The organism is Stenotrophomonas sp. TWI819 (assembly GCF_039673075.1).
In the GTDB taxonomy this organism is placed as follows: Bacteria; Pseudomonadota; Gammaproteobacteria; order Xanthomonadales; family Xanthomonadaceae; genus Stenotrophomonas; species Stenotrophomonas rhizophila_B.
The window spans coordinates 58,201-71,298 of the sequence record NZ_JBDJKY010000003.1; the positions used below are offsets into that span (position 1 = coordinate 58,201).

Below are 13,098 nucleotides of genomic sequence, written 5' to 3' on the forward strand. Positions count from 1 at the left end.
CCTCATTCCCCTTGTGGGAACAACAGCATCGCATCGCCATAGCTGAAGAAGCGGTACTTTTCCGCGATCGCAGCCTGGTAGGCCTCGAACACCCGGGTCTGGCCGGCAAACGCGGAGATCATCATCAGCAGCGTGCTTTCCGGGAGGTGGAAGTTGGTCACCATCGCGTCCACGCTGCGGATCCGGTAGCCCGGGGTGATGAAGATCTGGGTTTCCCCGGCGTAGGGCAGCAGTTCGCCCTCGCGCATGGCGCTTTCCAGCGCACGCACCACGGTGGTCCCGACACCGATCACCCGGCCGCCCGCAGCCCGGGTGCGGCGCACCTGCTGGACCAGCTCGGCGCCGACGTTCAGCCATTCGCGGTGCATCACGTGTTCTTTCAGATCGTCCACGCGGACCGGCTGGAAGGTGCCCGCGCCCACGTGCAGGGTCACGTGACCGAAGTCGACGCCCTTGTCCTTCAACGTGGCCAGCAGGGCCTCATCAAAGTGCAGGCCGGCGGTCGGGGCGGCCACCGCGCCGATCTCGCGGGCGAACACGGTCTGGTAGCGCTCGCGGTCATCCATGCCCGGCTCGCGCTGGATGTAGGGCGGCAGCGGCAGCCGGCCGGCGTGCAGCAGCCATTGCTCCAGGGCCTCGGGCACGTGGAACTGCAACACATAGAACTCGCCGTCGCGGCCCAGCACCTCGGCCTCACCACCGGCGTCGAGCGCGATGCGGCTGCCCGGCTTGGGCGATTTACTCGCGCCGACCTGGGCACGCGCCTGCTGGCCACCGAGCAGGCGCTCGATCAGGATCTCGACACGGCCGCCGCTGGCCTTCTGGCCGAACAGACGGGCCGGGATCACCCGGGTGTCGTTGAAGACCAGCAGGTCGCCTGCGCGCAGCAGATCAGGCAGGTCGCGCACCTGACGGTGCTCGAAGGCGGCCGGGGCCGGCGGCACCACCATCAGGCGGCTGGCCGAGCGTTCGGCAAGCGGCGCCTGGGCAATCAGTTCAGGCGGGAGTTCGTAGTTGAAATCGGACTTCTTCAAGGCAGCGCACGGCAACGTGTAGGCAATGTCGGCCATTGTACGACTGGCCCTCGGTGGCAACGAAGGATTCGGCAAACGTCGCGCAAAATGCTGCTATGCAACAGCGTTTTGCGGGGTTATCGCGCGAAAAACCGCGTGCTAGCATCGAACCGGAAGTCTGATGCACGAGCAGGAATGCCCGAAGCGCGCGCGAATAGACGCGCGTTTTGCTTTTCCGCCGTGCCGCCAATCGTTTCAGGAGATCTGCAATGAGCTTCATCGAACGCCTCGCCCCCCTTCGCGCCCAGCCCGGTACCCGCCTGACCACCGGCCTGGATGACGCCACCCTTGAACGCCTGGCCGCCGGCCACCCCGCCCTGGTCGCCGCCATTGATGCTGCCGCTGCGGAGTTCGACCGCGTGCGCGCCGATCTGGGCGATCTGCTGGCCCTGGACGAACGCGCCCAGATCGAGGCGATGCAGGACGGTTTCGTCAATTTCTATGCCGATGATGCGGTCACCCCGTACGTCGCCCTCGCCGCCCGTGGCGCGTGGGTGGTCACCTTGAAGGGTGCGGTGCTGTACGACGCCGGCGGCTACGGCATGCTCGGCTTCGGCCATACCCCCGAGGCGGTGATGGAGGCGATGGCCGCGCCGCAGGTCATGGCCAATGTGATGACCCCCAGCCTCTCACAGCAGCGCTTCATCCAGGCCCTGCGCAGGGAAATCGGCCACCGTCGTGGCGGTTGCCCGTACAGCCACTTCATGTGCCTGAATTCTGGTTCGGAAGCCGTGGGCCTGGCCGCCCGCATCGCCGACGTCAACGCCAAGCTGCAGACCGATCCGGGCGCCCGCCACGCCGGTGCGAAGATCAAACGCGTGGTGGTGAAGGGCAGCTTCCACGGCCGCACCGACCGCCCGGGCCTGTATTCCGATTCCAGCCGCAAGACCTACATGCAGCACCTGGCCAGCTACCGTGGCGAGGACACGGTCATCGCGATTGCCCCGTATGACGAAGACGCGCTCAAGCGGGTGTTCGCCGAGGCCGAGCAGAACCACTGGTTCATCGAAGCGGTGTTCCTGGAGCCGGTGATGGGCGAAGGCGACCCGGGCCGCTCGGTGCCGCCCGCGTTCTATGCGCTGGCCCGTGAACTGACCCGCCAGCATGGCAGCCTGCTGCTGCTGGATTCGATCCAGGCCGGCCTGCGCGCGCACGGCGTGCTTTCGATCGTGGATTACCCGGGCTTCGAAGGTCTGGACGTGCCGGATATGGAGACCTATTCCAAGGCGCTCAATGCGGCCCAGTTCCCGCTCTCGGTACTGGCCGTGACCGAGCACGCCGCGCAGCTGTATCGCAAGGGCATCTACGGCAACACCATGACCTCCAACCCGCGGGCGCTGGACGTGGCCTGCGCCACGCTGTCGCTGTTGACGCCGCAGGTACGCGAGAACATCCGCGTGCGCGGCGAGGAAGCCGTGCGCAAGCTGGAACAGCTCAAGACCGAGCTGGGCGGGCTGATCACCAAGGTCCAGGGCACGGGACTGCTGTTTTCCTGCGAGCTGGCCCCGCAGTTCAAGTGCTACGGCACCGGCTCCACCGAAGAGTGGCTGCGCAACCACGGCATCAATGTGATCCATGGCGGCGAGAACTCGCTGCGCTTCACCCCGCACTTCGGGATGGACGGCGAGGAACTGGACCTGCTGGTAGGTCTGGTCGGCCGTGCTCTGAAGGAAGGCCCGCGCCGGGAGCAGTCGCAGGCGGCCTGAGTTCGGCTTCCGTGCGGGTATTAGCCCGCACGGAGGTAGCCGGCCACGGGTCGATGCCGTCACCGCTGGCCGATTGGCCCCCGCGCCCGAAACGCGCGATAATCCGCTACCGCACCTGCGGAACGACACCCCGTCACGAGACCAGCGCACCGGTCATCGGCGGGGCTTTTTCGTTTCCGGTCGCTACAGCTTCGGACAACAGGAAGATCCAATGAAGTCGATTTGCGTTTACTGTGGTTCCAATCCCGGCAGCAAGCCGGTCTATACCGAGCGCGCCATCGCGCTGGGTGACCGCATCGCCCGCGACGGCCTGCGCCTGGTCTACGGCGGCGGCAACGTCGGCCTGATGGGCACCGTGGCCAATGCTGTGCTTGAAGGCGGCGGTGAAGTCACCGGCGTGATCCCGCAGCAGCTGGCGGACTGGGAAGTGGCCCACCGTGGCCTGACCGAGCTGGAAATCGTCGGCTCGATGCACGAGCGCAAGTCGCGCATGTTCGATCTCTCCGATGCGTTCGTCGCCCTGCCCGGCGGCTTCGGCACCATGGAAGAAATCTTCGAGATGCTGACCTGGCGCCAGCTGGGCATCGGCAACAAGCCGTGCGCGTTCCTGGATGTGGACGGCTTCTACGCCCCGCTGATCGGCATGTTCGACCGCATGGTCGAAGAGCGCTTCCTGCACCCGGCCCAGCGCGCGGACCTGTGGTACGGCTCGGACATCGACGAGATGCTGGCCTGGATGCGCGCCTACGAGCCGGCGCAGGCCTCCAAGTGGATCGACGAAAAGCGCGCCAACGCGCTGCGCTGATCCACCCGCTGCCGTAGCGGTTCAGGCCGCTGCGGCAGCGTCCATCGGGGCCGGCCGGCCGAGCAGATAGCCCTGGCCGTAATCGCAGCCGAGCTGCAGCAGCGTGTCGTGCTGGGCCTGGGTCTCGATGCCCTCGCCGATTGTTTCGATGCCCAGCGTGCGCGCCAGCGACAGCACGCCCTGCACCAGTGCGTGCGTGCTCTGCATGTCCTGCCCGTGCAGACCGGCAATGAAGGACTGGTCGATCTTCAACGTCGAAATCGGGAACCGGTGCAGGTAGGACAGCGCCGAGAAGCCCGTGCCGAAATCATCCAGCTGCACCAGCACCCCGCGCTCGCGCAGCGTCTGCAGGATGCGCAGCGTGCGTGGACCATCGTCCAGCAACGCCACCTCGGTAATCTCCAGCCGCAACCGGTGCGGGTCGGCACCGGCCGCCTCGATCAGCCCGAACAGCCGCGTGCTGAAATCGGCCGAGCGGAAGTGCCGTGGCGACACATTGACCGAGAGGTAGCCGCGCCCGCCGCGGGCCAACTGGGTGATGACCTGCTCGTACAGCAGCCAGTCCACCTGCTCGATCAGGCCACTCTCTTCGCCCAGATCGAGAAACGCACTCGGCAGCAGCAGCCCGCGGCGTTCGTGCTGCCAGCGCAGCAGCGCCTCGTGGCCGACCAGCTCACCGTCGCTGAGCCGCATGATCGGCTGGTAGTACGGCACGAAATCGCGGTTGATGATGGCCCGGCGCAGGTCCGCCTCCAGATCCAGGCTGCGCAGCGCCTGCTCACGCATGGCCTCATCGAACACCGCGCAGCGCTCATTGCCCTGCGCCTTGGCGCGGTACATCGCCGCATCCGCATCGCGCACCAGCTCTTCGCCATTGCGGTAGCGCGGGTTCCACATCGCAATGCCCAGGCTGCCGGAGGGGAACAGTTCGCGCCCCTTCACCCACATCGATTCTTCCAGTGCCACCAGCATGCGTTGCGAGAACTCCAGCGCCGACGCCAGGCCATCGCCACACTGGAGCAGGATCGCGAACTCATCACCGCCCAGCCGTGCGACCACGTCCTGCGCGGACATCATCGACACGATGCGCTTGGCCACCTCCACCAGCATCTGATCGCCCGCAGCATGTCCGATGCTGTCGTTGACCAGCTTGAAGCGGTCCAGATCGAGGAACAGCACCGCAAATCCGTGACCCTCGCTGCCACGCGCGCGCACGATCGCATCTTCCAGCCGATCCAGCAGGTGCAACCGGTTGGGCAACCCGGTCAGCGCATCGTGCATGGCCTGGTGGGTCAGGCGCTGCTCCGCACGCAGGCGCTCGCCGATCTGGCCCAGCAGCTTGTCGTTGACGTCGGCCAGCTCGCGGGTGCGCTCGTCCACGCGCTTTTCCAGGTCGGCATGCGCGTTGCGCAGCTGCTCCTGGTCGCGCTGGCGCGCCAGGCCGTTGCCGATGTTCTGTGCGACGAACGTCAGCAGGCGCTGATCGTGTGCAGTGAACACCACCTCCGGCGAGTAACTCTGCACCACGATCACGCCCACCACATCGTCATCGCTCAACAGCGGCACCCCGAGCCAGCACTGCGAACGCGCGCCGAACTCGCGGACAACACCACTGTCGCGCAGCGCATCGATGCGCTCACGATTGGCAAGCAGCGGCTGACGGTTGCGCACGATGAACTCGGTCAGCCCCTCGCTGAAGGGGCGTGGCGCGCGCGACGGGTTGTACTCATCCACCGAGTACACGAACTCCAGCCCATCGCCGTTCTCGTTGACCAGCGCGATATAGAAATTGCGCGCGTCCAGCAGCGTGCCGACCACGCCATGCACCTGACCGTAGTACTGCGACAGCGACGCGGCGCTCATCGCCAGCTCGGCGATGTTGAACAGGGCCATCTGCAGCTTTTCGGCGCGGCGACGTTCGACCACTTCGTCCTGGAGGTTGCGATTGGCGCGCTGCAGCTCCAGCGTGCGCCTTTCTACCTGACGCTCCAGCTGGACCTGCGCCTGGCGCCTGTCCATCGCAGTAAGGATGTGCTGGGCGACATAGCCCAGCAGCGTGCGATCGGCCTCACCGTAGCGCGCGCGGTGCTCATAGCTCTGCACCACGATCGCACCGCAGACGCGGCCGTCGCGGAGCATCGGCACGCCCAGCCAGTCCAGGCTTTCCGGCCCGCGCTGCCCCTGCTCACCCTCCATTTCGGCCAGCAGCTCACTGGACGGACCGCTCAACGGCTCGCCATGCCGCAGCAGCGCGAAGGTCAGGCTGCGCGGCATTTCGTGTTCTTCGTAACTGCGGTCCGGATCGGCGACGAAGTCGTCCTTCTGGTCGGCGAAGTACAGGAACCGCACCCGGTGCCGGATGTCGTCGTACTCGACGATGAAACAGTTCTGCGCGTACATCAGGGAATTGAGCACGCGATGGAAATGCCGCAGCATCTCGCCCATTTCCAGATCCGCACCGGCCAGATCGGCGATCTCATACAACGCCTGTTGCAGGCGCTTGGATTCCTCCAGCGAGGCGATTTCGCGGCGCTGCCGGGCCAGTGACAACGTGCCCTGGAACAGACTGCGCGCGGCCGTCCACCAGCTGTCGGCAGGCGCGTTGCCGCAGGGCAGTGTCACGCTCAGCGTCAACTCGGCGCCGATATGCGTCCAAGATTGCTGCGAGGCCATCGCGGCAGCGGGCTCATGCCGGAATGCCCGGGCCGGGTCGGCGCCGTAGCGATCCCCGTCTGGATGGCATCGGGTGCCCTCGCCGAGGACCGGATCCGACCAGGCCAGCGCGACCACGGCGCCACCGGGCAGCAGGGCGCACAACGCCCTGGCGACGGCGGCAGGGATCACCGCATCACCATCGCATTGCACTGCAGAGGTCACCATCTGACTGGACACGTTGCTCATCCCTACGGGTACCGGCTGCCCGGCACCTCCCCTGCCTGCGAGCATAACGCGCCGACCGGGGGGCAATGGAAGAGCATCAACCCCATCGGCCGCCGATGAACGTTGTTCCTGTTGTCTCCCAGGCCATCCCCATGCCCCCCAGCAACCTCGCCCGGCTGCCCATCGACTATGCGAACACCCCCGCAGCGCTTACTCTGTGCGGCGTGGACGCCCTTGCCCTGCCGACCGATGAAGCACTGATGCTGGCCTGGGCCGGTGGCGACCTGCGTGCGTTCGAGGCGCTGTACGGCCGGCACCGCAGCCGCCTGTACAGCTTCCTGCTGCGCCAGCTGCGCGATGGTGCGCTGGCCGATGAGATGTTCCAGGATGTCTGGCAACGCGTGATTGCCGCCCGTGCCGGCTGGCAGCCCGAAGCCGCATTCACCACCTGGCTGTTCCGGATCGCCCACAACCGCCTCAACGACCATTGGCGCGCGGCACGGCACCGGCCGTCGGCCCCGATCGACGCCGATGAACGTGTGGCGGCGATCGCCGATGCGCGGACGCCGGAAACCCAGCTGTCCGCGTTCGAGCAACGCCGCCAGCTGCAGTTGGCGATGGAACAGCTGCCGCCGGAGCAGCGCGAGGTCCTGCAGTTGCGCCTGGAACAGGAACTGAGCCTGGAAGAGATCGCCCAGATTACCGGCGTCGGCCGTGAGACGGTCAAATCGCGACTGCGCTATGCCATGGACAAACTACGTGCGGGGTTGAGCGGATGAACCGCCCGGATTCGCTGACCCCGGAAGAACGCGAACTGGCCCGGCTGCTGGGTCGGCCGAGCGCGACCGGTCCCGCACCGGCGATCGACGCGGCCGTGCTCGCAGCCGCGCGAACGGCCGTGGAAGCACCGGCCGCCGACGCGGCCACCTGGAAGCTGCCGTCGGCTGCGCCGGTGCGGGCAACACGCCCGCGTTCGCGTCTGCCGGCGGTGTTCGGCCTCGCCGCCTCGGTGATCTTCGCGGTCGGCATCGCCTGGCAGCTCAAACCTGAAGAGCCGCCCGCGCCGCCGCTGGCCGAACCGGTTGCCGCACCCGTACCGGGCGCCGCCGCATCGAGCACCGCAAGGACGGAGGCTGCGCCGGCACTGGACGCCGCACCGCCACCGGCCCCGGTCGCTGCACCGCCCGTGGTCCAGCAAGAGCGCATTGCGAAAGACACAGCGCCGTCCGCAGCGCCCGCCTCGGCGCCTGCGCCCGAGCATGCGCGGACGGCCGCCCCGCCCCGCCCTGAAGTGATCACCGCACCACCGCCGTCTGTTCCCGCGCCAGCGCCAGCGCCAGCACCGGCGCAGGCACCGGCACCGGCGCCGAAGATGTCCGCCCCGGCACCGGAGGCGGCATCGGCCGCTGCCCTGCAGGCGAACGAACCGGCGCTGGACAGCGTGGTGGTGACCGGCTCCACGATCGACCGCGCAGCACCGCGTGGGGCCCTCAAAAGCGCCGCGCCGGCCAAGCCTGCACCCGGCGCACCCGGCGTGATGCGCCGCGCCGCCGCGCCGATGGCGGCCCCCGCCTCGGCAGACGATGCCGTGCGCGCGTTGCATCAGGCGGTCGCTGCCGATGCCAGCCTGCCGCGCAAGCAATGGCTCAAGCGCATCCGCGAGCGACGCGATGCCGGCGATGTGGATACCGCACGCGCCAGCCTGGAGCGTTACCTGCAGCAATACCCGGAAGTGCGCATCCCGCGCGACCTTCGCCAGCTGCTCGATAACTGACGCGGCGCGTACGGTGATCAGGCATCCCCACTAGAATGGTGGGAATGCCCGATACGCTCGCCACCCCCGTCAGCCACAGCCTGGAGATCAAGCACAGCCGCTTCATCGCCCATGCCGCGCCGATCCAGCATGCAGCCGCTGCGTTGGAGTTCCTGCAGCAGGTCGCCGTCGCCGATGCCACCCACAACTGCTGGGCCTACCGCTACGGCAGCGACTACCGCTCCAGCGACGATGGCGAGCCGTCCGGCACCGCCGGGCGCCCGATCCTGGCCGCCATTGATGGCCAGGGCTTCGATCGGGTGATGGTCGTGGTGACACGCTGGTACGGCGGCATCAAGCTCGGTGCCGGCGGCCTGGTCCGTGCTTATGGCGGGACCGCCGCCGAGTGCCTGCGGGTAGCCCCGCGGCTGCCCCTGATCGCCATGGCCGAGCTGGACGTGCAGGCCGGCTTCGAGGATCTGGGCCCGTTGCATGCCGCCTTGGGCGCCCATCTGGCCGAGAAAGTGGACGAAGGGTTCACCGCCGACGGCGTGAACCTGCACCTGCGCTTGCCGGCCGATCAGGTCGAACCGTTGAAAAACCGCCTCCGCGACGCCACTCGTGATCGTGTCCGTATTGAATCCCGCATCGAACCAGGCCCATCGAATGACTGACGCACCCGTTCCGAACGACACGCCGATGCGCCGATTGGGCAGCTTGAACACCTTGTGGCCGTTCGTGCGCCGGCACGTCGGGCTGTTCAGTGCCTGGCTGGTGGCCTTGGCGGTGTCCTCGGTGGCCACGCTCAGCCTGCCGGTCGCGGTGCGGCAGATGATCGACCACGGCTTCACCAGCGGCGGCCAGATCAACAAGGCGTTCGCGCTGCTGTTCCTGGTCGCGGTGGTGCTGGCGCTGGCCACCGCCGCGCGCTTCTTCTTCGTCTCGCTGCTGGGCGAAAAGGTGGTCGCCGATCTGCGCAGCCGCCTTTACGCCCATCTGATCACGCTGGGTGCTGGCTTCCACGACCGCAGCCGCAGCGGCGAGCTGGTCTCGCGCCTGACCGCCGACAGCGAACTGCTGCGCAGCGTGATCGGCTCGACCATGTCGGTGGCCCTGCGCAGCAGCGTGACCGTGGTCGGCAGCCTGGTGATGCTGTTCGTCACCAGCCCGCACTTGGCGGCGTGGTCGCTGGTCGGCATTCCGCTGGCGGTGTTGCCGATCATCATCGGCGCCCGCCGCCTGCGCAATATCGCGCGCGCCAGCCAGGACCGCATCGCCGATGCCAACAGCCTGGCCTCGGAAACACTGGGCGCGGTACGTACCGTGCAGGCCCATGCGCGTGAGCCGTATGAACGCGGCCGCTTCAATGCGGCGCTGGGCGATGCGATCGGTGCCGCGCGCCGGCGCATCCGCGCCCAGTCGATCGTCACCGCCAGCGCGATCGTGCTGGTGTTCGGGGCCATCGTCGGCGTGCTGTGGCTGGGCGCGCACGAGGTGATCGACGGCAACATGAGCGCCGGCACGCTGGGCCAGTTCGTGCTGTATGCGCTGATCGGTGGCGGCTCGGTCGGTGCGTTGGCCGAGGTCTGGAACGAACTGCAGCGTGCGTCGGGCGGCATGGGCCGCATTGCCGAGCTGCTGCAGGAAGACGTGGAGATCACCGCCCCGGCCCATCCCACCCCGTTGCCGCAGCCACTGCGCGGCGAAATCCGTTTCGAGGATGTGGTGTTCCACTACCCGCAGCGCCCGGATACCGCCGCGCTGGATCATGTGGACCTGCACGTGCGCCCGGGTGAAACGGTCGCGCTGGTCGGCCCGTCCGGCGCCGGCAAGAGCACCATCCTGTCGATGCTGCTGCGCTTCCACGATCCGGCGGCCGGCCGCATTCTGGTCGATGGCGTGGACCTGCGCGAAGTCGATCCGGCGCAGCTGCGCGAACAGCTGGCGCTGGTGCCGCAGCAGCCGACCCTGTTCGCCAGCAGTGCGTTCGAGAACATCCGCTACGGCCGCCTTGAAGCGACCGACGAAGAAGTGCAGCGCGCGGCCGAAGCCGCCGAGGCCGATGAATTCCTGCAGGCCCTGCCCGAAGGCTATGCCAGCGAGCTGGGCGAGCGCGGTGCGCGCCTGTCCGGCGGCCAGCAGCAGCGCATCGCGATCGCGCGCGCCCTGCTCAAGAACGCGCCGATCCTGCTGCTCGATGAAGCCACCAGTGCACTGGACGCACAAAGCGAGCGCGCGGTGCAGCAGGCGCTGGAGCGGTTGATGGCCGGCCGCACCACCTTGGTGATCGCGCACCGCCTGGCCACCGTGCTAAAGGCTGACCGCATCGTGGTCATGGACCACGGCCGCATCGTCGCCCAGGGCACGCATGCCGAGCTGCTGGCCGAGGGCGGTCTCTACGCGGACCTGGCGCGCCTGCAATTCATCGATTGACGACGGGCCGGTAACACCGGCCATCGCATCCTGCAGCCCTCACTGGACGCGCTGCAGGAGGTGTTTCATGTCGTTCCGACAGTTCCCCGCCACCGACGCCAATGGCGACGATTACGTCATCATCGAGTTCAAGGATGAGCAGGCCGATGCCACTGCTGGCACCGGCCAGAGCGCGCGTTACGAGCTGGCCGATGGCCGCCATCTGATCCGCGACGGCCGTGAGTTCCGCACGGCGGGCGGCGAGCTGACCCTCGTCACCTGACGCGTTGAAAAAAAGTTACGCGGATGTTGGTCAATTTTTGACCAAGCATCTTGACAGCCTTTTACGGCAAGGCGCGTACGCACTTATCCACACGTTTGTGCGCAGATCATCCACACCCCCTGTGGATGAATGCTGCAGCGCACCGTGTCAGCGCACCAGCACGCGGCCGATACCGGAGGCATCGATCTCGATGGCCGCCGCCTGCAGCGCGAGGGCATCGCTGCCTGCCACGAAGCCCACCCGGAAGTGCACTTCACCGGCCGGCGTCCGCGAGGAATGGATCGAGGCCAGGCTGACCCGGTGCCGTTCGAACACATGCAGCAACTCGCGCAACGAGCCGGGCCGGTCTTCGGGCAGGTGCACACTGATCGCGTTGCGTTCGGTGAGATCGGCCAGCAGGTAGCCGACCCGCTCGAAGGTGTAATTGCCGTCGGCCAGCACCTCCGCTCCCAGGCTGTCGCGGTTGTCCAGCAGCAACTGCTGTCGGAACGCCGCGCGTGCCGCGTCATCGCCCTGCTCCAGCTGCGAGCGCAGCTGCTGCAACTGGGCCAGCAACCGGTCCAGCATCGGCGCCACGTGCGGGTTGCCGAACTGGATGTCTTCGTAGATCGCCGGATTGAGCGAGAGGATGCGCGCGATGATCGCGGTATCCAGCTCGAACGAGGCCGAGCGATACGGCATCAACGCCGGCAACGCACCGAGGATCGGCGCGTATTCGCGCAGCACACCGGCCTGGGCCAGATGCGTGGCATGCACCATCGCCTGCACCAGCGCCATGACCTGGTCGTGATGCTCGGGCGTGGCACGTACGCACTCCGCTTCCAGTGCCTCGCACAGCTGCTGCACGAACGGCTGCCACCGCGACAGGCGCGCCTCGCAGACCACCATCACCCTGCCCTTCAGCGTCGGCGCCTTGGGCGGGGCTGTCATCGGATGCAGGCCCACCACCTCCGCCTGCGAGGCAAGCATCGCCTCCACCGGGGCCGATTTCACCGAGGTGACATCCAGCCACAGGCGACCGGCTTCACGACCGGCCGAGCGGGCCACGTAGTCGGCGATCAGCGCAGGCGTGTGCCGGATCGGTGCCGAGAAGATCAATACCTCGGCGCGATCAAGCAGCGTTTCCGGATTGTCCGACGATGCGTCGGCCGGGTCATGGCCGATCACGTCCAGCCCGAGGCGTTGTTCCAGGAACCGGCGCAGCCACCGCCCATAGGCACCGTCGCTGCCGACGATGCCAACCACCGGCGTCAGACTCACGCCAGGCGCTCGGGGACGAAACGATCCGGCAGCGCCAACGCTGCCGGCGCTGCGGCCAGTACATCGAACTCTTCGTGGCCGTTGGCCAGCGTGGTCTCCAGCGCAACATGCACGCCGGCGATGGCACGCGAGATCGCCTGTTCGAAGGTTTCGCCACGCAGCAGGAACGCGACCAGCAGCGACATCAGCACATCGCCGGTGCCGGCCACGTCCACCGGCAGATGCGGCGAAGACCAGCGCCAGATCGCGTCGCGGCTGACCGCCAGCGTGACCAGCTGGCCCGGATCGCCGCCGACGCTGTGCGCCAGCACCCACTCCGGGCCACGCGCCAGCAGCGCCTGCGACGCGGCGATCGCATCGTCCTGGGCCAGGCTTGGCATGCCGGTCAGTCGGCCGAGTTCAAAGGCATTCGGCGTGACCAGCCAGGCATGCGGCAGCAGACGTTCGGCGAAGACTTTTTCCAGGCCCGGCTCAACGTAAGGGCCGGTGTGGGTGTCGCCGATCACCGGGTCCAGGCAGTAGCGCAGCTGCGGCGAGGACGGCAGCACCGCATCGAGCCAGTCGGCGAAGGCCGCGCCGTTGCCGACGCTGCCGAAGTAGCCGGACACCAGCATCCGCGCCCGCTGTGGCAGGCCGCGCTCACCGGCGCCGAGCAGCAGATCGGCAAACCAGTCCGAAGGCAGCACGCGGCCGCGCGTGGTCTCGTAGAACGGCGCGTTGCTGAGCAGCGTGGTGGGGATTTCGGCCACGCGCACGCCCAGCGCACGCAGCGGCGGCACGGCCGCGCTGTTGCCGGCATAGCCGTACACCAGCTGGGACTGCACCGAAATGACGTCGACCGGCGACGGACCGTCCGGGCGCTGGCGGCGGCCGTGGACCAGGTGGCTTTCGAGGGATTCGTTCATACCGACATTTTACGCCTGCGA

The 13,098-nt window shown here is 67.7% G+C and carries 11 protein-coding genes; 7 read left to right on the plus strand and 4 right to left on the minus strand.

All coding sequences use genetic code 11. The features are described from left to right. Positions 1 to 2 precede the first annotated feature (2 nt). Positions 3 to 1,070: a tRNA preQ1(34) S-adenosylmethionine ribosyltransferase-isomerase QueA gene (gene queA / locus ABE463_RS05000; protein ID WP_346467445.1), complete on the minus strand. Its 1,068-nt coding sequence runs from the start codon at positions 1,068 to 1,070 to the stop codon at positions 3 to 5. Positions 1,071 to 1,282: 212 nt separating this feature from the next. Here queA and ABE463_RS05005 point away from each other — a divergent pair, with 212 nt between their 5' ends. Both ABE463_RS05005 and ABE463_RS05010 read left to right on the plus strand, forming a co-directional pair. Then, complete coding sequence (locus tag ABE463_RS05005; protein ID WP_346467446.1) at positions 1,283 to 2,779, plus strand: aminotransferase class III-fold pyridoxal phosphate-dependent enzyme; 1,497 nt, start codon at positions 1,283 to 1,285, stop codon at positions 2,777 to 2,779. A gap of 211 nt (positions 2,780 to 2,990) precedes the next feature. Further along, entirely contained in the window at positions 2,991 to 3,584 is a 594-nt protein-coding gene (locus ABE463_RS05010) for a TIGR00730 family Rossman fold protein (RefSeq protein WP_346467447.1), read from the plus strand. A gap of 21 nt (positions 3,585 to 3,605) precedes the next feature. Here the strand turns inward: ABE463_RS05010 and ABE463_RS05015 are convergent, their stop codons facing one another. Next, positions 3,606 to 6,485 (minus strand): EAL domain-containing protein, encoded by a 2,880-nt coding sequence (locus tag ABE463_RS05015; protein WP_346467448.1) that lies wholly within the window; start codon positions 6,483 to 6,485, stop codon positions 3,606 to 3,608. A gap of 203 nt (positions 6,486 to 6,688) precedes the next feature. On the opposite strand from ABE463_RS05015, the gene ABE463_RS05020 reads away from it, so the two are divergent. From ABE463_RS05020 to ABE463_RS05040, 5 genes are all read left to right on the plus strand, one after another. Beyond that, complete coding sequence (locus ABE463_RS05020) at positions 6,689 to 7,243, plus strand: RNA polymerase sigma factor (RefSeq protein ID WP_346467598.1); 555 nt, start codon at positions 6,689 to 6,691, stop codon at positions 7,241 to 7,243. After that, entirely contained in the window at positions 7,240 to 8,238 is a 999-nt protein-coding gene (locus ABE463_RS05025) for a hypothetical protein (protein WP_346467449.1), read from the plus strand. The genes ABE463_RS05020 and ABE463_RS05025 overlap by 4 nt, the downstream gene beginning before the upstream one ends. Before the next feature lie 44 nt (positions 8,239 to 8,282). After that, a complete protein-coding gene (locus tag ABE463_RS05030) occupies positions 8,283 to 8,891 on the plus strand; it encodes a YigZ family protein (RefSeq protein WP_346467450.1) in 609 nt (202 codons plus the stop codon). Next, positions 8,884 to 10,650: an ABC transporter transmembrane domain-containing protein gene (locus tag ABE463_RS05035; protein WP_346467451.1), complete on the plus strand. Its 1,767-nt coding sequence runs from the start codon at positions 8,884 to 8,886 to the stop codon at positions 10,648 to 10,650. The genes ABE463_RS05030 and ABE463_RS05035 overlap by 8 nt, the downstream gene beginning before the upstream one ends. A gap of 67 nt (positions 10,651 to 10,717) precedes the next feature. Next, positions 10,718 to 10,912, plus strand: coding sequence for a hypothetical protein (locus ABE463_RS05040; protein WP_265307767.1), 195 nt, complete (start codon positions 10,718 to 10,720; stop codon positions 10,910 to 10,912). 147 nt (positions 10,913 to 11,059) lie between these two features. Here the strand turns inward: ABE463_RS05040 and ABE463_RS05045 are convergent, their stop codons facing one another. After that, a complete protein-coding gene (locus tag ABE463_RS05045) occupies positions 11,060 to 12,172 on the minus strand; it encodes a prephenate dehydrogenase (RefSeq protein ID WP_346467452.1) in 1,113 nt (370 codons plus the stop codon). Beyond that, positions 12,169 to 13,077 (minus strand): pyridoxal kinase, encoded by a 909-nt coding sequence (pdxY, locus tag ABE463_RS05050; RefSeq protein ID WP_019183153.1) that lies wholly within the window; start codon positions 13,075 to 13,077, stop codon positions 12,169 to 12,171. The genes ABE463_RS05045 and pdxY overlap by 4 nt, the downstream gene beginning before the upstream one ends. Positions 13,078 to 13,098: the final 21 nt, after the last annotated feature.

Excerpts from the sequence above, each read along its gene's own strand:
- queA (WP_346467445.1), bottom strand. The coding sequence starts at position 1,070 with ATGGCCGACATTGCCTACACGTTGCCGTGCGCTGCCTTGAAGAAGTCC.
- ABE463_RS05035 (WP_346467451.1), top strand. The coding sequence starts at position 8,884 with ATGACTGACGCACCCGTTCCGAACGACACGCCGATGCGCCGATTGGGC.
- ABE463_RS05040 (WP_265307767.1), top strand. The coding sequence starts at position 10,718 with ATGTCGTTCCGACAGTTCCCCGCCACCGACGCCAATGGCGACGATTAC.
- ABE463_RS05010 (WP_346467447.1), top strand. The coding sequence starts at position 2,991 with ATGAAGTCGATTTGCGTTTACTGTGGTTCCAATCCCGGCAGCAAGCCG.
- ABE463_RS05015 (WP_346467448.1), bottom strand. The coding sequence starts at position 6,485 with ATGAGCAACGTGTCCAGTCAGATGGTGACCTCTGCAGTGCAATGCGAT.
- ABE463_RS05025 (WP_346467449.1), top strand. The coding sequence starts at position 7,240 with ATGAACCGCCCGGATTCGCTGACCCCGGAAGAACGCGAACTGGCCCGG.
- ABE463_RS05005 (WP_346467446.1), top strand. The coding sequence starts at position 1,283 with ATGAGCTTCATCGAACGCCTCGCCCCCCTTCGCGCCCAGCCCGGTACC.
- ABE463_RS05030 (WP_346467450.1), top strand. The coding sequence starts at position 8,283 with ATGCCCGATACGCTCGCCACCCCCGTCAGCCACAGCCTGGAGATCAAG.
- pdxY (WP_019183153.1), bottom strand. The coding sequence starts at position 13,077 with ATGAACGAATCCCTCGAAAGCCACCTGGTCCACGGCCGCCGCCAGCGC.